Origin of the sequence: Pseudochelatococcus contaminans, assembly GCF_014195635.1 — a bacterium.
Classification (GTDB): domain Bacteria; phylum Pseudomonadota; class Alphaproteobacteria; order Rhizobiales; family Beijerinckiaceae; genus Pseudochelatococcus; species Pseudochelatococcus contaminans.
The window spans coordinates 221,147-243,208 of sequence record NZ_JACICC010000003.1; the positions used below are offsets into that span (position 1 = coordinate 221,147).

A 22,062-nucleotide genomic window follows, 5' to 3' on the forward strand; every position below is an offset into this window, starting at 1 on the left:
TCTGCCTGGGTCAGAACGACGAAACGCTTCAGTCAAAAAGGCTGGAAACGCTCGATTCCGTTGCGGTGCGGCCGATGGCTTCGCCGAGCAGGGTTGAAATCGTGATGGTGCGGATGTTGTGCGCCACCTTGACGGCTTCCGTTGCCTGAATGGAATCCGTGATTACCAGTTCCTTGAGGCGGGAGGAGGCGATACGCGCCACTGCGCCGCCTGAAAGCACGCCATGGGTGCAATAGGCGTAGACTTCCTTCGCACCCTTTGCCAGCAGGGCATCGGCGGCGTTGCACAATGTGCCACCTGAGTCGATGATGTCGTCCACCAGAATGCAGCTCTTGCCGGCTATGTCGCCGATGATGTTCATGACTTCCGACTCGCCGGGGCGCTCGCGGCGCTTGTCGACGATTGCGAGGGGCGCATCGATGCGCTTGGCCAGCGCGCGGGCGCGCACCACGCCGCCCACGTCCGGCGACACGACCATGGCGTTGGACAGGTCGACCCGTTCGCGGATGTCGCGCACCATGACCGGCGCGGCAAACAGGTTATCGGTGGGAATATCGAAGAAGCCCTGGATCTGGCCGGCGTGCAGATCGACGGTCAGCACGCGGTCGGCGCCGGCGTGGGTGATGAGATTGGCAACGAGCTTGGCGGAAATCGGCGTGCGGCCGGTGGCGCGCCTGTCCTGCCGGGCGTAGCCGAAATACGGCAGAACGGCGGTGATGCGCTTGGCGGACGAGCGGCGCAGCGCATCGGTGATGATGAGCAGTTCCATCAGGTGATCGTTCGCCGGGAACGATGTCGACTGGACGATGAAGACATCCTCGCCGCGCACGTTTTCCTGAATTTCAACGAAGATTTCCATGTCGGCGAAGCGGCGCACGAGACACGAGGCCAGCGGCACTTCAAGGTAGTTTGAAATCGCCTCGGCGAGCGGGCGGTTGGAGTTGCCCGCAACGAGTTTGATCGAGGGTTTCATCCGGCCATTTCCTTGTTCGGTTCAACGTGCGACAGGTGGCGAACCAGCCGGGTGCCGGTATCGCGGGGCAGGACGGCTTTGATGAGGGAAAACCGCCCCGTGCTGTTTGATCGTTCGCGCATGACCCCGAAAATAATCGAAACCTATCATGGTCATGCGCATGCGTGTCAGCCATATGCCATTTTCGGGCACACGCACTGACTCCGACGCGCACATATCAGCCGTGGCGCGCGCGAACAATAGTCACGATCACAAATTGGTGGCAATCGCATAGCCGATCCTGCGTTCATGCATATGCGACTGATGGCCGGGCAGGCGGCAGGCCGTTGAAATATAATGTGCATGGAAGGCGGGCAGACTTCGGCGAGCCACAAGCGGCGGCATTATACATGAGCGAATATTAACTTGTCTCGCATTGCTGCCGCGATGCACAATAGCTGCGAAAATTGGCCGCATCCGTCGGTTTCGCTCGGTGGCGGCTGTCCGGTTTTGTCTGCGTGACACGTTATGTCCGCGAAATGCCGGGGGTCGGGTTCTGGGCTGGCCTCGGGGGGCACCATATGAGCAGATTGCTGAAAGCCGGAGGGCTGCTGCTGATTCTGGCCGCCGCCGGCTGGTTCGTGGCCGATCAGAATGACGGACGCCTCGCGGGGCTGTTGGGAGGCCCATCGCTTTTGCGCACGCCGGCGCAGGCCACGCCCGGCGCCACGCCAGCCGCCGATTCGCCGCCTCCCGCCACGACCGTCCGCCGCTCCGCGCCGGTGGAAACCGCCACTGTGCGACGTGGTGAAGCCGCGGCGGACATTCACACCGTCGGCAGCCTGCAATCGGACGAAAGCGTCCTGATATCGTCGGAAATTGCCGGCCGTGTCGCCGAGATCAGCTTCAGCGAAGGCGAGCATGCAGCGGCGGGTGATGTGCTCGTGCGCCTCGACTCCGCGCTGACGCAGGCGGAACTCGACGATGTTCGTGCCCGGTTGTCGCTGGCTGAAGCCAATCACGCCCGCACCAGCCAGCTTGCGCGCGGCGGCAACGCCACCCAGCGCGCCAACGATGAGGCCGTGGCCGAATTGGCCACCGCCCGCGCGGCACTGGCGCTGGCCGAGGCGCGATTCGACAAGCTTTCCATTCGTGCGCCGTTTTCGGGCGTTCTGGGCGTGCGCAAGGTCTCGCCGGGGGCTTATCTCAACCCCGGCGTGGAGGTTGTGAATCTGGAGAAGATCGATCAGTTGAAGGTCGACTTCAAGGTGCCGGAAACCTATCTGGCGCGTGTGCGGGTGGGGCAGTCGCTTGAGTTGACCGTCGACGCCTTGCCGGGCCGCACCTTCGCGGGCGCGATCTATGCCATCGATCCGCAGGTGGATGTCAATGGCCGCGCGCTGCGCATCCGCGCCCGGCTGGACAATCCGGAGCTGCTGCTGCGTCCCGGCCTGTTCGCGCGCATCGCGATCAAGAACATGCAGGTGCAGGAAACCGTGTACGTGCCTGAAGAGGCGATCGTGCCGCGCGGGAATGCGGCCTTCGTCTACCGTATCGCGGACGGACGGGCCGTCGAGACGCCCGTGCGGCTTGGCGCGCGGCTTGCCGGCGCGGTCGAGGTACTCGAAGGCCTGAGCGACGGGGCCGAGGTGGTGACCGCAGGCCAGCACCGCCTCAGCGACGGCGCCGCCGTCGAGGTGGTGGCGGCATCCGGCCAGATCTGAGGAGGCGGCAATGGGCTTTTCCGAGCTTTGCATCCGCCGGCCAGTCTTTGCCACGGTTCTCAGCCTTATCCTCATGCTGATCGGCCTCGTATCCTATGACAGGCTGACGGTGCGGGAATATCCCAACATCGACGAGCCGGTCGTGTCCGTCACCACCAGCTATCCCGGCGCTTCCGCGACCATCATGGAAAGCCAGGTCACGCAGGTTCTGGAAGGCTCCATCGCCGGTATCGCGGGCATCGACGTTCTGGAATCCGTCAGCCGCGCCGAAACCAGCCGCATCACCGTGCGTTTCGATCTCGATGTCGATCCGGACGTTGCCGCGAACGACGTGCGCGACAGGGTGAGCCGCGTGCGTGGCCGCCTGCCCGACGAGGTCGACGAACCCATCATCGCCAAGGTGGAGGCCGATGCCCAGCCCGTGGTGTACATCGCTTTCAACAGCGATCGCCTCGATGCGCTGGAACTGACGGATTATATTGACCGCTATGTCGTCAACCGCCTGAAGAATCTTACCGGCGTGGCTGATGTCACCATTTTCGGGCAGCGGCGCTACGCCATGCGGATCTGGGTGGATCGGGAGCGGCTGGCGGCCTACAACCTCACCGTGCAGGACGTGGAGGGCGCGCTGCGCGCGCAGAACGTGGAACTGCCCTCCGGCCGCATCGAAAGCCGCGACCGCGAGTTCACGGTGCTGTCGCGCACCGGCCTGACCACGGTGGATGAATTCGAGAATATCGTCGTGAAGCGGGCCGGCAATCATCAGGTGCGCATGCGCGATGTCGCCCGGGTGGAGCTTGGCGCGGCGGACCTGCGCCGCGACGGGCGGTTCAACGGCGAAACCGGCGTTACGGTCGGCATCGTCAAGCAGGCTGTGGCCAACCCGCTTGAGGTATCGGCGGCGCTGTGGCGCGTCATGCCGGATATCAATGATTCCCTGCCGGAAGGGGTATCGGCGCAGATTGCCAACGATACCGCCGTATTTATCGACCGCTCGATCAAGGCCGTTTACACCACGATTCTCGAAGCCATGGCGCTGGTGATTCTGGTGATTCTGGTTTTCCTGCGGTCGCTGCGTGCCTCGCTCATTCCCATCGTCACCATTCCGATTTCGCTCATTACCACCTTCGCGCTGATGCTGGTGCTCGGTTTCAGCATCAATACGCTGACGCTGCTCGCGATGGTGCTGGCCATCGGCCTCGTCGTGGACGATGCCATCGTGGTGCTGGAAAACATCCATCGCCATATCGAGGAAGGAGTGCCGCCGGTCGAAGCTGCGATCAAGGGCGTGCGCGAAATCGGCTTCGCTGTTATTGCGATGACGCTGACGCTGGCCGCCGTCTATGCGCCGGTGGCCTTCGCCGAGGGGCGGACGGGGCGGCTCTTCCTTGAGTTCGCCCTGACGCTGGCCGGTGCGGTGATCGTTTCCGGCTTCGTCGCCTTGACGCTGACGCCGATGATGTGCGCACGCCTGCTGCGCCACAATCCCAACCCCGGTCGGGTGTTCGTGTTCTTCGAACGGGCTTTTTCCGGCCTCGAAAACGGTTATCGCGCCGCGTTGCGGGTCTGCATGCGCGCCCGCGCCGTGGTCGTGGTGCTGGCCGTGATCGTGGCGGCATTGAGCGGTTATTATTTTACTGGTCTGCGGTCAGAACTCGCTCCGGTTGAGGATCGCGGCGTGGTGATGATTCGCGGCAGTGGACCCGAGGGCGCGACTCTCGGCTACATGAACCGCTATGTCGGCGTCATTGAGGATGAGTTGCGGGCTATCCCGGAAATGGCGTCGGTGCTTGTTATCCTGGGCTTTCCCGAGGTGACGGATTTCATCGCCATCGGCCGGCTCAAGGATTGGGCCGCGCGTGACGCCAGGCAGCAGGACATCGCCAGCGCCATGCGGGCCAAGCTGCAACGCATTCCCGGCATCGAAGCCTATGCCAACAATCCGGCGTCGCTCGGCCAGCGCGGCAGCACGCGGCCGGTTGAGTTCGTGATACAGACATCCGGCACCTACGCAGAGCTGCAAACCTATGTCGATGCGCTGATGGCGCGGGCGCGTGACTATCCCGGTTTCGTCAACCCGGAAGCGGACCTGAAGCTGAACAAGCCGGAGTTTCGTGTGACGCTGGACAGGGACAGGGTGGCGGATCTCGGACTGGATGTTTCCGTTGTCGGGCGCACGCTGGAAACGCTGCTCGGCGGCCGGCAGGTGACGCGCTTTGAAGTCGACGGCGAGCAATACGATGTCTATGTGCAGATGGCGGCGGAGGATCGGGCCTCGCCATCGACACTGTCGACCATCTTCCTGCGGGCGCCTTCCGGCGACATGGTGCAGCTTTCCAACGTGGTGCAGGTGGAGGAATCCGTCGCACCCAAGGATCTGCGGCGCTTCAACCAGCTTCGCTCCGCCACCATCACCAGCAATCTGGCGCCCGGCTACGCGCTGGGCGATGGCCTGGCCTTCCTGGAACAGGCGGCGGAAGAGGTCTTGCCGCCGGGCGTGCAAACCGATTACGGCGGCCAGAGCCGCGAGTTCAAGACATCCGGCCAAAGCCTAGCCATGGTGTTCGTGCTGGCGCTCGGCTTCATCTATCTGGTGCTGGCGGCGCAGTTCGAAAGCTTCCGCGATCCGTTCATCATTCTGCTCTCCGTGCCATTGTCCATGACCGGGGCCTTGGCGGCGCTCTACTACGGCGGCGGCACGATGAACGTCTATTCGCAGATCGGCCTTGTGACGCTGGTGGGGCTGATCACCAAACACGGCATTCTCATCGTGGAATTTGCCAACCAGCAGCAGGAGGCGGGCAGGGATCGCCTCGCCGCCTCCGTGGATGCGGCGGTGCTGCGGTTGCGGCCGATTCTGATGACCACCGGGGCCATGGTGCTGGGCGCGGTGCCGCTGATGATCGCCACCGGCGCGGGCGCGGAGAGCCGGCAGCAGATCGGCCTCGTCATCGTCGGCGGCATGACGTTCGGCACCGTGCTGACGCTGTTCGTGGTGCCGGTGGTTTACAGCCTCATTGGCCGCCGGCATGCCGGCGCGCCCATTGACGGGACGGAGCCGGCAACAGCGAAAACGCCGGCGGGACATGTCTCGTCCCATCCGGCGCGCTGAAATTTGGATTTTAGAGCATTTCGGCATTTCGTTGAAACGCAGAAATGCTCTATCCCATTGGTTTTACGCGTTTTCTTCACGCAAAGCGGTATCCGCTTTGCTTGAAAACGCTTTAAATAATAACGGCCGATCAGATGCCCTATCCGATCGGTCGTTGTTTCATCTTGGCAGAAGCTTACGAGGAGAAGACGGCTTCGATCTTGTCCTTCAGTGTCTGTGCATTGAAGGGCTTCACGATGTAGTTGTTGACGCCCGCCTTCTTGGCTGCGACGACGTTCTCGCTCTTGGCTTCCGCTGTGACCATGATGAACGGCAAGGTTTCCATCTCCGGGTTGCCGCGCACCTGCTTGAGCAGTTCGTAGCCGGTCATCGGCTCCATGTTCCAGTCGGAGATAATCAACCCGTATTTACGCTGGGCAAGCTTGGTGAGCGCTTCCGACCCGTCAGCCGCGTCGTCCACATCCTGAAAGCCAAGCTGCTTTAACAGGTTTCTTATGATTCTGATCATCGTTTTATAGTCGTCGACAACAAGTATGGGCATTGATAGGTCAAGAGACATCGATCGCTCCAGCAAAAACGCGGTTGCAGCATTTCGCCTGACAGAAGTTATTAGACATATATTTCTCGACAAACTAAATGACAGTTATCGCTTGCGTGAAGCTTGCATCCAGTGCTTTGCGAATATTGCAGCATGGAGATATATCGTCTATTAGAATGCTCGTAGGAAGCCACATTTTATGGAGTGATGCCGATGCCGGTTGATCGTCGGCCGTTCCGGATCGAAAAGGGCCATGTGCCCGGTGACGGGGAGCGGGAGTTGCGTGCGGCGGATGAGCCGGGAGACTACGGGCCCCTGTTCGCGAAGGTGTTTGACGAACTCGCGGACATCCGAAGTCTCCTTCAGCAGGGGGGCGGTGTCAGCCGGTTCCCGCAAGGCGGGGACGAGGACGCCGAAGCTCTGCGGAGTGCCGATGTCATGGCCGAGATCGAATCGATCCATCAGGCCATTTCACAGACAAAGCGGGAAATCCTCAGCATTCAGGTGAAGGGCCTGAGGGGCGGGGAGGCATCCAGCCGGGCTTTCGACGAGCTGGATGCTGTCGTGAACGGCACCGAAGCCGCTACCGATACGATCCTCTCGTCCGTCGAAAACATCGAGGACGTGACGGCCAAGTTGCTGCCGCGCCTGCAGGGCAGCGAAAGCGCGATGGTGCTTGATATCCATCGCAATGCCGTCAAGATTTTCGAGGCCTGCAACTTTCAGGATCTGACCGGCCAGCGCATCAGCAAGGTCGTGGAAGTGCTGCATTTCATCGAGGACCGCGTCAATATCATGATGGCCATCTGGGGTGGCGAGGACGGTTTTTCGTCCATCCCCGTGACGGACGACAAGGTTCCGGACCAGAAGACCGGCGATGCCGCGCTTCTCAACGGGCCGCCGTTGCAAACGGATGAAAACGTCGTGTCGCAGGATGACATCGATTCGTTGTTCGCTTGATAAAGCCCCTGTCGATCCGGCTATACTGGACGGATCGACAGGATTTTCATCAAAATAAACAGCTTACGGCTTATTTTCCTTCAATGAAGCAGGGGCGCGCTCCGCTGAGGGCCGTATCAACGATGTGCGCATGCCGATATAGGGTGTGACTGCACAAAATTATTCAAAGAAATTTTTGTGATGACAGTAATTAGTATTGGTACTGGCTGGAATAGCGCTGCTATTCCGGCTGCTGCCGATATGGCTGCGCCTGTGTTGATGCAGCGCATATTCATTTAGCCGTTACGTCTGCCTATTATGGTGCCATGCAGCGAAGGGTGTTCTTCGCTTTCCGGTGATCGTTCTGGAGGCTTCCATGGCAGAGCAGTTCGCGACAGCGCTTCCCCCCGGCATTCCCGGCGCAGGAGGGATAGGCGTTGACGACGACGCGATCCTGCTGGCGCGCTTCGTTCAGGGAAATCGCTCCACCATCGAGAAGCGCGCGCTTCAGCTGCGGTCCCAGCTTTCGGATTATTCGCTGCTTGGCGACCTGACGACCCAGTCCTCCAGCCATTACGCCAACAGCATGGCCTCCGACCACAGCGCCCGCGCGCGCAATGCCGTGGATCGTCTGGATTCCATTACGCGGCAGGCTCTGGGCGGCCCGGACGGGTGGCTCAACCTTGCGCGCGCCGCGGCCGCTTATGGCATCGACCGCGCCCAGCGGATGGTGCTCTACGCCGATACGATGCGCGAGCGCGGCGATATCTTTGTGACTCACGAGGCGGCAGGCTGCCCGCCGGTGCTGGTCTACGATTACGAGTTGGAACTGGACGGTGCGGACCAGCCACGCCCCACCAACTATGTGTTGCTGAAGGTATTGCCGCCGCCCGGCGTGTCGACATTCGCGTGGAAGCGCCCGTATATCATTATCGATCCGCGTGCCGGGCAGGGCGCTGGCATCGGCGGCTCCCAGCTCGACAGCCAGGTTGGCGTGGCGCTGCGCGACGGGCACCCGGTGTATTTCGTCAGCTTCCGCCGTGATCCCGAGCCGGGTCAGACGCTGGCTGATGTGACGCGCACCGAGGCAGCTTTCGTGCGCCACGTGCAGGCGAAGCATCCCGACTCGGCCAAGCCAGTCGTCATCGGCAATTGCCAGGGCGGCTGGGCGACCTTGCTGCTGGGGGCGAGCAACCCGGATATCACCGGCCCGCTGGTGCTCAATGGCGCGCCGGTGGAAACGTGGTCGGGCGAGATCGGCCGCAACGTCATCCGCTACAACGCCGGTCTGATCGGCGGGCAAATCATGCCGATGATGCTGTCCGACCTCGGTTATGGCGTGTTCGACGGCGCATGGCTGGTGCTGAACTTTGAGCTGCTCAACCCGGCGCGGAATTACTTCCGCAAGTATTATGACTACTTCAATGAAGTCGATACCGGCCGCCAGCGCTTTCTGGATTTCGAAAAGTGGTGGGGCGGCTTCTTCTTGATGAACGAGGAAGAAATCGTCTGGATCGTGCGCGATCTGTTCATCGGCAACCGGCTGGCCCGCAACGAGGCGCGGCTGGAGCATGGCCGTAACCTCGATGTGAAGCAGATCCGCTCGCCGGTGATCGTGTTCACCAGCCTCGGCGACACCATCACGCCGCCGCAACAGGCGCTCAACTGGATCAGCGACACCTACGCCGACGAAACGGAAATCAAGATCCGCGGTCAGCGCATCGTCTATATGGTGCACGACAAAGTGGGGCATCTCGGCATTTTCGTTTCCTCGTCCATTGCCCGGCGCGAGCATACCGAAGTGGCCTCGACGATGAAGACCATCGAGGCGCTGGCGCCCGGTCTTTACGAGATGGTGATCGAGGACGTCGTTGGCGTCGGGGCCGAGCAGCGGTTTCAGGTGTCGTTCGTCGAGCGCAAGACGTCGGATCTTCCCAGCGCCGCTGGCGGCCGGCGTGAGGAAACCGCCTTCGCGGCAGTGGCGCGGTTGTCGGAATTGCAGGGCGATTTTTATGACATCGCGGTGCGGCCTTACGTGCAGATGGCGGTGACGCAGGCGACGGCGGAGTTGTCCCGCACATTGCACCCGCTGCGCTTGCAGCGCAGCCTGTTTTCGTCCCGCAACCCGGTGTTGCAGCAGTTGCGCCCGGTAGCGGAGCAGGTGGTGGAGAACCGCGCCGCCGCCGCTGCCGACAACCCGTTCGTGCAGCTGGAAAATCTGTGGGCCGACACCTTCGAGCAATCCGTCGACATCATGCGCGACCTGCGTAACGCGTGGTACGAGCGGATGTTCTTCTCGATTTACGCAACGCCCTACATGCGCTGGTTCGGCCGCCGCTATGCCTATGAGCGCACGCGCAAATCCAAGGACGAACTGTTCGCGCTGCCGGAAGTCCAATCCGCGTTGAGCCACATCAGCCGGGGTGGATATGCCGATGCGGTGATCCGCATGCTGATCCTGCTGGCGGAATCGCGCGGCAACGTGCGCAAGGACAGGCTGGAGCGTTCAACCCATCTGCTCAACAAGACGGAACCGTTCAGCGCGCTCGGCGCAACCCAGCGCGCTGCGATCATTCACGAGCAGGGGCTGAACGTTCAATTTGCGCGTGAGCAGGCGCTGGAAACCTTGCCGGATCTGCTGCACACGCAGGAAGAGCGCCAGCAGGCTGTCGAGGCCGTGCACTATGTGCTGGGGCCGCTGGAAGACGCCGACCCGAAGGCGGCTGCGACTTTCGAGGCTTTCCGGCGGGTGCTGGGTCTGGATACTCCCGTCACGCGCGACGATGACACGCGGGAAGTCGCTCACTGATCGACTTTTTGGCTGTCGACCCGGATGAAGACAAGATCGCCATAGAGCATGATCTTGTCTTCTCCCGGCTGAGTGCCGGTAAACACCACCGCGCGCGCAGGCGTGGGGCCGCCGCATGTGTTGCTGCCGCGTTTGCCCACACCGCCATCTGACCACCGGCCGATAGTCATCGGTGGCAGGTTCGCCAGCGTATCCTGCCACGAAGGCGGCTGCTCGCCGCAGTCGCCGCGATTGCCGTGAACAATCAGCGATTCTCCAACCGCTACCCGCACCGTGCTGCGCATGTAAAACAACGTTCCGTCAACGTCGACGGCATCAGGCATGGATGCCAGCTGAGAGCTGTCAGGTTGTGACAGATAGTGGTGCACTGCCGGAGCGATCAGGGCGGCGGCAATTGTCACCGCGAGTCCAGCGGCAAGCAGGCCGGTGCCGCGCCAGCGCGGAAAAGTTTCCGGCAAGGGTTCCTCCGGAAGCTGAAGCATCTCGGCCTCCGTCGCCGGCTTGCGGCGCTGTGTCTTCTGATAAAGCGCGTTCCAGTCGTCCCATGCTTCATCGCGCTCCTGAATGCCGAGAATCTGCGTCAGGATGCGGAAATTGCGCCGGCTGGGCGCATGACTGCCGGAACGCCAGTTTTCCAGATTCTTGAGCGCAGATGCGTAATCGCCTGCCGTCTCTTTTTTTGCGGCGGCACAATAGGTGCTCGCCAGCGATCTGTTGTCGGCATGGCCTTTTTCAACGCACAATCTGTCCAGCAAAAGTGACCACTGTTCGTACCTGGCGGGGGCATCGGCGCCTGATTCATCCGGCGGCGAGACATCTCTCATTATCATGGACGGTCCATCTGGTCGCAATTCAACGTATTGATATGAAAGGAATATTATCTTGTTTTTCTAATTTTTCCTGAAGTTTTCACATTTCCTTCTATCATTCCAAGTTCATAGAATGTAACAAGCCGGATCTGACGAATAAAGAAAATTTTATTATGTAATAATTTGATATATATAATGACTAACTCAATTATATACAAATATAATATAATAATTTTTAGATAAAATTATTTGATTATAGTATATCTTTCGTCATCATGTGGAGATTATTAATGGGACTGCGCGGTTATTTGGCTCTAAGTGGGCTGATTTTTGCGGTGTCGTGCGGCGGCGTTTCCGCCGAGGGTATTCCCTATCGGCGCAATGTCACGCTCAAGGTTGGGGAAACGGTTGTTCTGAAGGGCGTTCGGGGAGACTGCGGTGCGCCGCCACCTTCCTGGAGCCAGTTGAGTTCCAGTCTGCCGCCAACGGCGCTCGGGCGATTTTCGGATGGAGGGCCGGGCGAGGTCAGCAGCAAAAGCTGCAAGGGCATAACGCCAGCCAGAGCCGTTCGCTTCACAGCAACGCAGAAGGGCAGTGAAACCCTGCTCATCTTCGAGGACAAGGTGTCTGTAACAGTTCAGTGATCATCGGAGCTATGAAAATATGACGACCATCAGATTATGTATGTTTGCCGCTGTGGCGCTTGCGCTGGCTGGCTGTAATGCTAATCAAGCCGGCTCTGCCGGCAGCGCGGCTCCGCAGGAACTGTCCGTCGCATTCAACTGGTGCGGAGCAGCCTCGCCGTCGTTCCGGATCGGCAACATTCCGGAAGGGGCAAGCAAATTGCGCCTGCGCATGACCGACAGGCACGTTCCGTCTTATAATCACGGCGGAGGAGAGGTTCCGGTTGCTGGCGGCAGCACCGCGTCCATTCCCTGCGGGAGGCTCGTTGGCAGCTATAACGGTCCCAACCCGCCTGCGCCGCAAGTCCATGATTATGAGTGGACTGTCACCGCGCTTGACGCCAACGGGAAAGTCATCGCGCGCGGATCGGCGCTGCGCAAATTCCCGGAATAGGTTTGCCCTGCGCGCCATAAACCGGAGAGCGCTCGGACTGCATGCCTAGAGCATTTCGGCATTTCGTTGAAACGCAGAAATGCTCTATCTTATTGGTTTTACGCGTTTTCTTCACGCAAAGCGGTATCCGCTTTGCTTAAAAACGCTTTAAGGCATTGCAACATTTATTGAAATGCCCTGCGCCGGAACCGTTTGTTCAGGCGCAGGGCATTGATGTGTTTTCAGCGCTGGGCGAGGAAGAAGTCGATACCGGCCTGGGCACAGTCCTGATCCTGCCCCGGCGTGCCGGAGCTGATGCCGATGCCGGCCACCACTTCACCGTCGACCACGACAGGCAGGCCGCCCGGCACGACCATCAGCCGCCCGTGAATGGCGGAGTTGATGCCGTAGGCGGGGCTGCCGGGCTGGCTGGCGGCGCTGTATTCGTGCGTGGCCTTCTTGGCGGCGGCGGCGGTGAACGCCTTGTCGATGGCGATGGTGATGCTGGTGATCTTGCCGCCGTCCATGCGCTCGAAAGCGACGAGGTTACCCGATTCATCGGTAATGGCGATGCACATCGGCACGCCGATGGCTTTGGCGCGCTCGCGCGCACCTTCGATCAGCAGGCGTGCGTCCGCCTGATCGATCCTGCGAAATGTCAGCATGGTTTTCTCTCCCGGAATGATCGCGTCGCCTCCCTATAGCCTACCCATGCCGAAAGTGAATGCCGCTTTTCGGAAAAGGTCATGTGCTGAAAGGGAAGCAAATCCAGAGCGCCGGATGTTCTGACTCAGTCGGAACAAGCGCTCAAAACTCTATCTTTTACCGCAACTTGCGCTCAATCCGATGGGTCGGCTTGAGCGCAAACTGCTCTGGACGGCTGCCCGCTACTTCACCGGATAATCGGCGGCGACCTGATCTGCGATGAGCTGCGAGGTGGCGGCGGAAAGCGTCCAGCCCAGGTGGCCGTGGCCGGTGTGGTAGAAGATGCCCTTCTGCTTGCCCCGGCGCACGCGGGGCATCATGTCCGGCATCATCGGGCGCAGGCCCGTCCAGGGCACGACGCGATCGGTCTCGATGCCGGGGAACTCGCGGCGCACCCAGTCGATCAGCGGCTGGATGCGATCCGAGCGGATGTCGCGGTTGAAGCCGTTGTATTCCGCCGTGCCGGCCACGCGCAGGCGGCCGACGCCGAGCCGGCTGGTGACGATCTTCGCGGCTTCGTCGAGCAGGCTGACGGTGGGTGTCGCGGCCTGCGACTCCGGCAGGTCGGAATTGACGGTGATTGAATATCCCTTCACCGGATAGATGTTGACGCGGTCGCCCAGCTGTTTTGCCAGATCACGGCTGGCGGAGCCGGCGGAAATCACCACCGCGTCCACCCGCACCGTTTGCTCGGCCGGGGTGGGGAACTCCGCAAGGCCGGCATCCGGCAGCGAAGGCTCGAAGCGGATAACAAGGCCGGAGGCTTCGCCTTCGCCATCCCGCGTGACGCTGGTGACGATAGCATCCTGAATGAAGCGCACGCCATGCCGCTGTGCTGCTTCGGCGAGGCCGCGCGTGAACTTGTGGATGTCGCCGGTGGAATCCGAGGGTGTGAAGAAGCCGCCCACGTAGTCGCCGCGCAATGCCGGCTCGATGGAGCGCATTTCCTCGTTCGTCACCGCGTGGCGCTCAAGGCCGCCTTCCGCCAGCAGCTTGTTGACGCGCGCGCTGGCGTCGTAGGTTTTCTTGTCGCGGAAGATGTGCAGGATGCCGCGCTGTTCGAGATCGAAGTCGATCCCCTCTGCTTCCGCGATGGAGAACAGGTATTGGCGGGCGGCGATGGCAAGGCGCGTCGTTTCGATGGTGTTGGCGCGATAGTGCGGAATGGCGGCGACGAACTCGGCCATCCACGAATACTTGTGCCAGCTTGGCGACGGGTTGACGAGCAGCGGCGCATCCTTGCGCAGCATCCACTTCAGACCCTTGATGATCGTGCCGATGCTGTTCCACACCTCGGCATTGCAGGCCGAAAGCTGGCCGCCGTTGGCGAAGGACGTGTCCATGGCGGGGTAGCGGCCACGGTCGATGACGGTGACATCATAACCGCGTTGGGCAAGGGCGTAGGCGGCGGTCACGCCGGAAATACCGGCTCCGATGACGGCGATACGGGGCATGGCCCGGGCTCCTGTACGAAATAAGGCAGCACGACAGGCGAACGGCCTGTCTCGCGCCCCATCTGTACATGGACCTGAGAGCTTGAGCCGCGCTCACACCAACGTCGCGCGCTGGCATGAATGCGTCATCCCCTTCGGTGGGCCAGTCCGGTTGCCCGGCGGGCCTCTCTCCAGATTGTCCTGACGGAATGGTCCCTTGTGCCTGAGAGTTTCCGGGGCGGTTGCTCCATCGGCGCCGGCTTGAAGCCGGTCTCTCCCGATCCATCATTCGGACGTTACAAATGTAACAGAAGGAGCCGCCTCCGGCAACGGTCAAGATCGCATATCGTCGCACCATCCGCGAAAGTCAGCTCCAGCCCTTACGGCCAGCCGAGGAAATGGATCGCGACGATATAGAGTATCACCAGCAGCTCATAGGTCTGTGCGTTGCCGTTGTAGATGAGCCGCAAACGCCCTGCGGCCGCAACTGTCACCCCGGCGACGCCGGTCCACGCGGCTGTTGCCGTGGGCAGGCGGTGGACGAGAGGGATAGTCCGGGCGAGAGCGGCAAGGCTGGCAACCACATCACGCCCATCGCCAGCCGGCTTGGGGGCCTGCGCGCGCAGGACAAGTGCCAGCACCCCGGCAGCAAGGAGCGACAGCACCACGGCTGCGCCCATCACGGGCAGCGGATCGAGCGAATCATAGATCTCCCGCAGCGGCATGCCTTGCCACACCAGCGACGACGCGAAAGCTGGATCGATGGCCTGCGACAATGGTCCGAACAGGGGCGAGGGATACAGCGTCAGCACCAGAATGCCGACCACCAGCAAAAGCTGCGGCACGAGCAGCGCGGCGGGTGCTTCCCGGACGTGGTGGTTGGCATTCTTCTGCTCGCGCGGCCCGAGGAACACGCTCCACGCCAGCCGGATCATATAAAGAAAGCCGACGAAGGTGGCCAGAAAACCGGCGGCGGCGAGCAGATACCATTGCTTGTCGAGCAGGGTGCCGATCAGCAGCCATTTCGAGCCGAAGCCCGTCAGCGGCGGCAGACCAGCCATGGCGACGAGCGCCACGAGAACGGCGGCGAAAGTCACCGGCATTCGCGCGCCGAGCCCGCCCAGACTGGTGAAGACGCCGGTGCCAGCCCGAAGAATGACCCCGGCAACAGCCAGAAACAGCACGCCCTTCACCAGCAGATGGCTGGCGGTGAGATACAGCGCAGTTACCCAGCCGATATGGTCCATCAGCGCGATGGCCGTCACGATATAGCCGAGCTGGCTGATGCTGGAATAAGCCAGCAGCCGCTTGGCATCACGCTGGAAAAGCGCCTGCACGCCGCAAACCAGCGTCGTCGCCATGCCGATCCACGCCAGCAGGATTGACAGATCCGGCCCCGATTGTGAGCGAATGGCGAGATAGGCGGCGGTCAGGAGGCCGAAGATCGCCACTTTGCTGATGACGGCGGAAAGCAGGGCGGACAGATCGTCGTCGGCGAGCGCGTAGGTGCCGGGCACCCACACATGCACGCCCAGCGCCCCGGCCTTGATGAGACAGCCGATGGCGATCAGCACGAAGGCCGCCGTTGCCTGCACGCTCCCGCCATCAAGGACGGAGCGCAGCGTCGCCAGATCGACGCCGCCGCCGGTCGCGTTGAACTGGCCAAAGCCTGCCAACAGGAAGAAGGCCGCCGCCAGCGAGAACAGCAGATAGCGCAGCGTCTGCGAGCCGGTCTGCCGCCCATGCGCGAGGAGGAAATAGGAACCGAGGGTGACAAACTCCCACGCGACGAAGAATTCAAGAGTTGTGCTCGCGCCGGCCAGCGCGGGCAGCGCCAGCAGCATGGCCGCCAGCAGCGGGTAATAGCCGGTGCGCGTCTCGGAGCGGTAGAGCGCGCCAAGACCCACCACGAACCCGCCGGCGATGAACAGAACGCCGAACAGCAGCGGCAGACCCTGCATCTCAGGCAGCAGGAAAGGCCCGATGGCAGGCAGTGCGATGAGCGCCAGCGCGGCTTTCGCCCGCCCCGGCAAGCCGGGCCAGAGCGCTTCCACGAGGGCGAGCATACCTCCCGCGATCAACGGTGTGACGATCCACAGCGATCCCGGCGCGGCGATGAAGGCAGCCAGCAGCCCCGCCAGCGCCAGCAGAACCACGATGGTCGTCACCGGCGCGATAGCGCGCCAGTCCAAACGTGGCAGGTCCACACCTGAAAGGCCATTATTCGCCGGTGCATGGACGGAGCGGCCGAACCAGCGGAACATGTAGGCCGCTTCCAACAGCGATCCGATAGCGATGGCGGCGATGGTCCAGACATATCCGGCGGAGGACAAGTGCAGCACCAGCGTCCACTTGGCCCAGAAGCCGGGGAAGGGCGGCAGCCCTGAGATCGCCACCACAAGCGCCCCAAAGAGGAACAGCAGCAGGCGGCTGCGCGCGATGGGCGACCATCCGGAAATCGATTGGCGGTCCACGAGATCCGCCAGCCAGAAAAGCCCCGCCTTGGCCAGCAGATGGTTGAGGATGAGGCCGCCCACAACCAACGGCATCAGCTGGGGCGCGCCGGTTTTTTCGAGCAAGGCCAGCGCCAGAGTCGCAAGGCCGAGCTGGCCCACAGACGAGTAGCCCAGCATGCGGCGCACGCGAATCTGCCGCAGGCCGATGAGGTTCGACGCCACGAAGGTCAGCCCGCCGGACAAGGCGATGAGATCCAGCCACGGCCCGAACAGCGGCAGCAGCTTGTAGAGCGAGAAGAATACGCCTGCCGAAACGCCGACCGACACGAAGGCGGCAATGCCGCCCGGCGCTGTCTCATAGACATCGAGGCCCCAGCCGTTGGCGGGAAAAGGTTTCAACTCGATAAGGATGGCGGCCAGCAGCAACAGCAACGCGGTGGTGGCGATGGGGCCGGAAAGCGGTTGCGGCAGTTGCAGCAGCTCATCGATGAACAGCGTGCCGGTGACAAAGTAAACCAGTGCCGTGGCCAGCAGGAAGAAGGTGGAGGCGATAACGGTGGCGACAATATATTTGAACGTCGCTGACAGCGACCGCGTCGTGCCGGCCAGCCCGAGCAGGCCATAGGTGGCGATGGAGACGATCTCCAGAAACACGAACAGGTTGAACAGGTCGCGCGTCATGATCATGCCGTTGATGCCCATGACGCCGATGAGATAAAGCAGCAGCGCGCCATAATGCTCGCGCAGGCGCGGCCACAGATGAAGCGCACCCAGCAGCGACACCACATTGACGGATACGCAGAAGAATCCTTCCGCCACGCCCAGCCGCAGGCTGATGGATACCGGCGGCGCGATGCCTGCGGTTATCACCTCGAAGGGGGGAGCGCCGCCAAGCACCCGGATGAATGCAACGGCGCTGATGAGGGTGATGCCGGTGAGCGCGAGGAAGAACACCGGCGCGAGCCAGCGCTTGGCGACCCTGTATAGCAGCGGGATGAGGAAGCCGCCTCCCAGCCCGAGGATATAGATGTTGAGGGGGTGGAAAAGCGCGCTCACCCTTTCGACTCCGTGAATGCGTCGATGTCGAGCGTGCCCTTGGCCCGGTAAAGGCGGATGGCGTAGGCCAGCATGACGGCGGTGACGGAAAAGCCGATGACGATGGCGGTGACGACCAGCGCCGAGGGAATGGGATCGACCGAATGCAGCGCCGCCGCGCCCGGCCCGAGCGCCTCATCGAGGATGGGAGCGGTTGCGCCGGTGATGTAGCCGGTGGCGACCAGCACGATATGGACGCCCGTGTCCAGCAGGGAGAAGCTGATGATGATGCGCAGGATATGCCGGTTGGACAGCAGGCCCCAAACACCGATGAGGCACAGCAGGAAGCCGGTCACCAGCGCAAGGTGCGATACGGAAATTCCCATGACCTCTCCCGATTAGCGGCGGAACCTGTCGACGACGACGGATAGCTCCGCACCAACCTTGATGCCGAGCAGGATGGAAATGGCCGGAATGGCTCCCGCGCTGATGAACGCGCCGAATTGGCCCGCCGGCAGGAAGCGGCTGTCGAGAAAGCCCCCGGCGAACACAATGCCGGCGATGCCCAGCAGCACATAAAACACGCCCGCCAGCGATTCCGTGATCGCCAGAAAGCCGAGCGGCAATTCGGCGCGTGGACGCGCCAGAAGCAGCAGCACCACGCCGGACGCCACGATCGCACCGCCCTGAAAACCGCCGCCCGCCGACAAGTGGCCGTTGGCGATGACGTAAGCGCCGAACAGGAAGATCGGCGGCAGCAGCGTCGCGGCGCCGGAGGTGACGATCTCGCCTGCCGGACGGGTCTGTGGATTGGAGTGCGTTTGCGTTTCGCCGGTCTCTCGCAGCAGCAGGCCGACGCTGGCGGCGACCATGAACAGCACGGCGACCTCGCCCAGCGTGTCGAAACCGCGCCAGGTGATGAGAATGCCGGTGACGATGTTGGGAAGCCCCAGCATCGTCGGAGTCTGGGTGACGTAGAACTCCGCCAGCGGACGCAGGAACTGGCGCTCCTGATACGCCAGCGCGATAGTGGCGAACACGGCGCCCAGCAGCAGCACGGCCAGTGCATTGACGATCTTGCGCCTCATGCCCGGCCTCCATCGGCGCGCGTGTCTGTGTCAGTGCCCGAGCTCGCGTCGGCTGAATCGTTGCGCCGCTCCGCCTCGCGCTGCTCGTCGTCGCGCAGGGCATCGGTGACAGTGCTGCGCGCCATGGGGATGCCGATGCGGTGCGCGGCGCGGGAAAGGGCGTGCGACGACACCGGGTTCGTCATCAGCACGAAGCCAGCGATCAGCAGCAGTTTCAGCGCCCAGTCGGGATTATGGATGCCCAGCCCCAGCAGCACCAGCAGGTTGCCGAGCGTCGTCGCCTTGGTGCCGGCCTGAATGCGCGTATAGGCATCCGGCATGCGCAACACGCCAAGCCCCGCCGAAAACAGAAAGAACGCCCCCAGCAGCACCACGAGGCTGCCGATGATTTCGCGGATGGCGATGTCGGTCATGGTTCAGACCTTCCCCGCCCCGGTCTTGTGGATGGTATAGAGCAGGATGAAGGTCGCCAGTCCCGATCCGATGGCGGCTTCCGCCATGGCCACGTCCGGGGCCGCAAGCAGGATGAACACCACCGAGGCCGACAGGCTCGCCAACCCGGCGCTGACGGCGGCGGCGAGAATATTGTTCAGCGTCACCGCCAGCACACCGCTGACCAGAATGCTGATCGATATAAGGATCGTGAGCAGGTCGAGCATGGTTACAACCCCCGTTCCAGATAGCGGGCGATTGCCAGCACGGCCAGAAAGCTGAGCAGGCCGTACACCAGCGCCACGTCGACATAGATGAAGCGGCCGGAGATATGCGCATAGAGCGCAATCAGCGCGATGGTGATGACGGTGAGCATATCGACCGCGACGACGCGATCGACGACCGTGGGGCCGATGGCGAGCCGCGCCACCGAAAACAGGATGCCGAAAAAGATCAGCACCCCGGAAAGCGTGAGAAGCGCGTCAGCCAAAGGCCTCCTCCAGATGGTTCTCGAAGGGGCCGGCAATGATGCGCGATGCTTCGGCACGGTCCGTGGTTTTGACGTCCAGCCAGTGGATGTAGAGCGTATCGCCGTCGAGCCCCAGCACCAGCGAGCCGGGTGTGAGGGCGATGGAGTTGGCCAGCGCCAGGCGGCCCATGGGCGAGGACAGGCGCGTCGTCACCCGCACGACGCCGGGGTGAATGTCGATCCGGCGCGCATAAACGTATCGCAGCATGGAGATATTGGCCCGCACAAGCTCGACGACGAAGACGCCCAGATAGGCGATGAAATGCCATAGCGCCCGCGGCGTTACGCGGATTGAACGCCATATGGCGCCCGTCCATGAAGTGTTGTCGCCGGAGGCAAGGTGCGTGACCGCCAGAGCCACCGCGACACCCGCTAGCAGGAGGATCGGCGCGAGCGAGTCATTGATGACGCACCAGAGCGCGACCAGAAAGAAAAACAGAACAGGAGATCCAGCGTTCGTGAAATATTTCACGTTCAATATTACGGGTTTCGGCATGGTCCTGATCCGTTTTGCGACAGAAACAAATATACATATTGTGATTCAAGATCAATAAAACTGATGCAATCATCATCAATCAACCGTTGAAGAATGACTTCGGCCGCGCTGTGAAATGGCCGTTGACGGCTGTTCAAGGGCCTGCCATAAGCGAGAATGAACGATCATTCTCACATGGATTCAGTCTTGCCTGCCCGACCCGCTTCTTCCGATGACGCAGGCCGTTCCCTGCCACGTGGCGAGCGTCACGAAGCCATTCTGCACGCCGCAGGGCGTTGTTTCGTCCGTTACGGTTTTCATCGCACCACGATGCAGCTCGTCGCCAGGGAAGCAGGCATGAGCCCCGGCAACATCTACCGATACTTCCCCTCCAAGAATGCCATTGTGGCAGGCATGGTCGAGGCCGACCGCGACGAAGCGCGCAGGCGCTTCGACCGCATCGACAGGACGCGCCCTTTCTGGGAGCAGTTCAGGCAGCTCGGTGAGGAGTATTTCGTCGGCGATGCCCACAGCCGGGCCGTGCTGTGTCTGGAAATCTGGGCTGAGGCCACCCGCAATCCGGAGATCGACGCCATCAACCGCCCGTTCGAGGCGGAAATCGTCGATCAACTGGCCGAGCTGCTCGAAAACGCGCGCCAGCGGGGCGAGATCGCCGCCGATGTCGATGCGGTGGCCGCGGCGCATATCATCCTGACGCTGACGAATGGCCTGTACGTGAGCACTGGCCTGCATCGCGACGATGACAGCCGTCAGACTTTCCAATGGGCCTTGCAGGCCGTTTACGGCCTTCTCTCCGGCATGCCCGTACTGCGCAAGCGGGCGGACGACGACACTTCTTTCCCGATACCGAGTTCCCCGCAGGAGCCTTCAGCATGAAAGCCAGCCAGCTTATCGCCGGCCTGATCGTCGTTTCCGCCGCTGTCTGGATTGGCTCCGGCCTGCTGGGCCGTGATGAAGACGCCGCCGCGACCGCCGCGCAGCCCGTGGCGGAGCAGCGCCTGTTCCGGGTGGGCGTTCAGGATGTCGCGGCGGAAGATCACGCCCGGCGTGTCATCCTGTCCGGTCGCACCGAGGCGGATCGGCGGGTGAGTGTCGTCGCGCGCACCAGCGGTATTGTGGAAGAACTGCCGATCCGGCGCGGTTCGGTGGTGAAGCAGGGCGAGGAACTGGCCCGCCTCTCCGATGAGGCGCGCGAGGCGCTTGTGGAGCAGGCCAAGGCGCGGTTGGAACAGCGGCGCGCGGAACTCAAGGCCCGGCTGCGGCTGATCGAGACCGGCAATCTGCCCACGTTGCAGAAGCCGGCACTCGAAGCGGAACTCAGCGCCGCCGAAGCAGGCTTCGCCCAGGCCGAGGCCGAGCGGGACCGCAACGTCATCCGCGCACCCTTCGATGGCGTGGTGAACGCGCTGCATGTGCGTGAGGGGCAGGCGTTGCAGGTGGGGTCCGCCATTGCGGACGTCGTGGCGCTGGAGCCGATGCTGGCGGTGGTGGAGATCGCCGAGCGTGAGCTGGGCGGTGTGAATGTCGGCGACCCCGCCGATGTGGCCATCGCCAACGGCAGCAGGGTGCGCGGCCAGGTGCGCTTTGTGTCCGCCGTCGCCAGCCCGGAGACGCGGACCTACCGCGTCGACATCGAGCTGGACAGCAACGGCATCGCCGTTCCGGACGGCGTGACCAGCGAGGTGACGCTGACGCTGGCGCGTGTGCAGGCGACATCCGTGCCCCGCTCGGCGCTGGTGTTTTCGGCTGCGGGGCAACTCGGGCTGCGCTCTGTGGATGCTGATGGCGTCGTCGGCTTCCTGCCGGCGCGGATCGTCGAGGATGGGCTGGAGCGCGTCTGGGTCGCCGGGTTGCCGGAGACCGCGCGCATCATCGTGCAGGGGCAGGATTTCGTTTCCGAGGGGCAGAAGGTCGCCCCTGTTAACACCGTGACCGGGCAGGCGAGCTGA

At 62.4% G+C, this 22,062-nt stretch carries 21 protein-coding genes and 2 riboswitches; of the genes, 8 read left to right on the forward strand and 13 right to left on the reverse strand.

Going from position 1 to position 22,062, the window contains the following annotated elements; genetic code table 11:
- Positions 1-28: 28 nt before the first annotated feature.
- Positions 29-973 carry a ribose-phosphate pyrophosphokinase gene (locus FHS81_RS07535; RefSeq protein ID WP_183751551.1) on the reverse strand — a complete coding sequence of 315 codons (945 nt, stop codon included), beginning with the start codon at positions 971-973 and terminating at the stop codon, positions 29-31.
- Positions 970-1,095, reverse strand: a complete 126-nt coding sequence (locus FHS81_RS19165) for a hypothetical protein (RefSeq protein WP_281374423.1) — start codon at positions 1,093-1,095, stop codon at positions 970-972. Before FHS81_RS19165 ends, FHS81_RS07535 begins: the two co-directional genes overlap by 4 nt.
- 438 nt (positions 1,096-1,533) lie before the next feature.
- Here FHS81_RS19165 and FHS81_RS07540 point away from each other — a divergent pair, with 438 nt between their 5' ends.
- Both FHS81_RS07540 and FHS81_RS07545 read left to right on the forward strand, forming a co-directional pair.
- A complete protein-coding gene (locus FHS81_RS07540) occupies positions 1,534-2,676 on the forward strand; it encodes an efflux RND transporter periplasmic adaptor subunit (protein WP_183751553.1) in 1,143 nt (380 codons plus the stop codon).
- 10 nt (positions 2,677-2,686) lie between these two features.
- Entirely contained in the window at positions 2,687-5,788 is a 3,102-nt protein-coding gene (locus FHS81_RS07545; protein WP_183751555.1) for an efflux RND transporter permease subunit, read from the forward strand.
- Positions 5,789-5,963: 175 nt separating this feature from the next.
- Here FHS81_RS07545 and FHS81_RS07550 read toward each other — a convergent pair whose 3' ends face one another.
- The gene (locus FHS81_RS07550) at positions 5,964-6,347 is read right to left on the reverse strand and encodes a response regulator (RefSeq protein WP_183751557.1); all 384 of its coding nucleotides are present in this window, start codon (positions 6,345-6,347) and stop codon (positions 5,964-5,966) included.
- A 192-nt stretch (positions 6,348-6,539) separates the two neighbouring features.
- Here FHS81_RS07550 and FHS81_RS07555 point away from each other — a divergent pair, with 192 nt between their 5' ends.
- Together FHS81_RS07555 and FHS81_RS07560 are read left to right on the forward strand one after the other, a co-directional pair.
- On the forward strand, positions 6,540-7,286 hold the full coding sequence (locus tag FHS81_RS07555; RefSeq protein WP_183751559.1) for a protein phosphatase CheZ: 747 nt from the start codon (positions 6,540-6,542) through the stop codon (positions 7,284-7,286).
- Between the two features lie 355 nt (positions 7,287-7,641).
- Positions 7,642-10,074: a DUF3141 domain-containing protein gene (locus FHS81_RS07560; RefSeq protein WP_183751561.1), complete on the forward strand. Its 2,433-nt coding sequence runs from the start codon at positions 7,642-7,644 to the stop codon at positions 10,072-10,074.
- On the opposite strand, the gene FHS81_RS07565 is transcribed toward FHS81_RS07560, so the two are convergent.
- Entirely contained in the window at positions 10,068-10,904 is an 837-nt protein-coding gene (locus FHS81_RS07565) for a hypothetical protein (protein WP_183751562.1), read from the reverse strand. The two genes, FHS81_RS07560 and FHS81_RS07565, sit on opposite strands and share 7 nt — an antisense overlap.
- Before the next feature lie 269 nt (positions 10,905-11,173).
- On the opposite strand from FHS81_RS07565, the gene FHS81_RS07570 reads away from it, so the two are divergent.
- Complete coding sequence (locus FHS81_RS07570; RefSeq protein WP_183751563.1) at positions 11,174-11,527, forward strand: hypothetical protein; 354 nt, start codon at positions 11,174-11,176, stop codon at positions 11,525-11,527.
- A gap of 19 nt (positions 11,528-11,546) precedes the next feature.
- Positions 11,547-11,960 (forward strand): YbhB/YbcL family Raf kinase inhibitor-like protein, encoded by a 414-nt coding sequence (locus tag FHS81_RS07575; RefSeq protein WP_183751565.1) that lies wholly within the window; start codon positions 11,547-11,549, stop codon positions 11,958-11,960.
- A 221-nt stretch (positions 11,961-12,181) separates the two neighbouring features.
- Here FHS81_RS07575 and FHS81_RS07580 read toward each other — a convergent pair whose 3' ends face one another.
- From FHS81_RS07580 to FHS81_RS07620, 9 genes are all read right to left on the reverse strand, one after another.
- The gene (locus FHS81_RS07580; RefSeq protein WP_183751567.1) at positions 12,182-12,604 is read right to left on the reverse strand and encodes a GlcG/HbpS family heme-binding protein; all 423 of its coding nucleotides are present in this window, start codon (positions 12,602-12,604) and stop codon (positions 12,182-12,184) included.
- 222 nt (positions 12,605-12,826) lie between these two features.
- A complete protein-coding gene (locus tag FHS81_RS07585; RefSeq protein ID WP_183751569.1) occupies positions 12,827-14,098 on the reverse strand; it encodes a D-amino acid dehydrogenase in 1,272 nt (423 codons plus the stop codon).
- A 58-nt stretch (positions 14,099-14,156) separates the two neighbouring features.
- A riboswitch (glycine riboswitch) is annotated at positions 14,157-14,276 on the reverse strand.
- A gap of 1 nt (position 14,277) precedes the next feature.
- A riboswitch (glycine riboswitch) is annotated at positions 14,278-14,367 on the reverse strand.
- Between the two features lie 90 nt (positions 14,368-14,457).
- Positions 14,458-17,589, reverse strand: a complete 3,132-nt coding sequence (locus FHS81_RS07590) for a proton-conducting transporter transmembrane domain-containing protein (RefSeq protein WP_183751571.1) — start codon at positions 17,587-17,589, stop codon at positions 14,458-14,460.
- Complete coding sequence (locus FHS81_RS07595) at positions 17,586-17,954, reverse strand: sodium:proton antiporter (protein WP_183751573.1); 369 nt, start codon at positions 17,952-17,954, stop codon at positions 17,586-17,588. The genes FHS81_RS07590 and FHS81_RS07595 overlap by 4 nt, the downstream gene beginning before the upstream one ends.
- Positions 17,955-17,966: 12 nt before the next feature.
- Positions 17,967-18,656 (reverse strand): hydrogen gas-evolving membrane-bound hydrogenase subunit E, encoded by a 690-nt coding sequence (gene mbhE / locus FHS81_RS07600; protein ID WP_183751575.1) that lies wholly within the window; start codon positions 18,654-18,656, stop codon positions 17,967-17,969.
- Positions 18,653-19,069 carry a monovalent cation/H(+) antiporter subunit G gene (mnhG, locus tag FHS81_RS07605; RefSeq protein WP_210281588.1) on the reverse strand — a complete coding sequence of 139 codons (417 nt, stop codon included), beginning with the start codon at positions 19,067-19,069 and terminating at the stop codon, positions 18,653-18,655. Before mnhG ends, mbhE begins: the two co-directional genes overlap by 4 nt.
- Positions 19,070-19,072: 3 nt before the next feature.
- Entirely contained in the window at positions 19,073-19,315 is a 243-nt protein-coding gene (locus FHS81_RS07610; RefSeq protein ID WP_183751577.1) for a hydrogenase subunit MbhD domain-containing protein, read from the reverse strand.
- 2 nt (positions 19,316-19,317) lie between these two features.
- On the reverse strand, positions 19,318-19,578 hold the full coding sequence (locus tag FHS81_RS07615; protein WP_183751579.1) for an MrpF/PhaF family protein: 261 nt from the start codon (positions 19,576-19,578) through the stop codon (positions 19,318-19,320).
- The gene (locus tag FHS81_RS07620; RefSeq protein ID WP_183751581.1) at positions 19,571-20,113 is read right to left on the reverse strand and encodes a Na+/H+ antiporter subunit E; all 543 of its coding nucleotides are present in this window, start codon (positions 20,111-20,113) and stop codon (positions 19,571-19,573) included. The genes FHS81_RS07615 and FHS81_RS07620 overlap by 8 nt, the downstream gene beginning before the upstream one ends.
- Positions 20,114-20,299: 186 nt before the next feature.
- Between FHS81_RS07620 and FHS81_RS07625 the strand changes: the two genes are divergently transcribed.
- The gene (locus FHS81_RS07625; protein ID WP_183751583.1) at positions 20,300-20,989 is read left to right on the forward strand and encodes a TetR/AcrR family transcriptional regulator; all 690 of its coding nucleotides are present in this window, start codon (positions 20,300-20,302) and stop codon (positions 20,987-20,989) included.
- Positions 20,986-22,062 (forward strand): efflux RND transporter periplasmic adaptor subunit, encoded by a 1,077-nt coding sequence (locus tag FHS81_RS07630; protein ID WP_183751585.1) that lies wholly within the window; start codon positions 20,986-20,988, stop codon positions 22,060-22,062. Before FHS81_RS07625 ends, FHS81_RS07630 begins: the two co-directional genes overlap by 4 nt.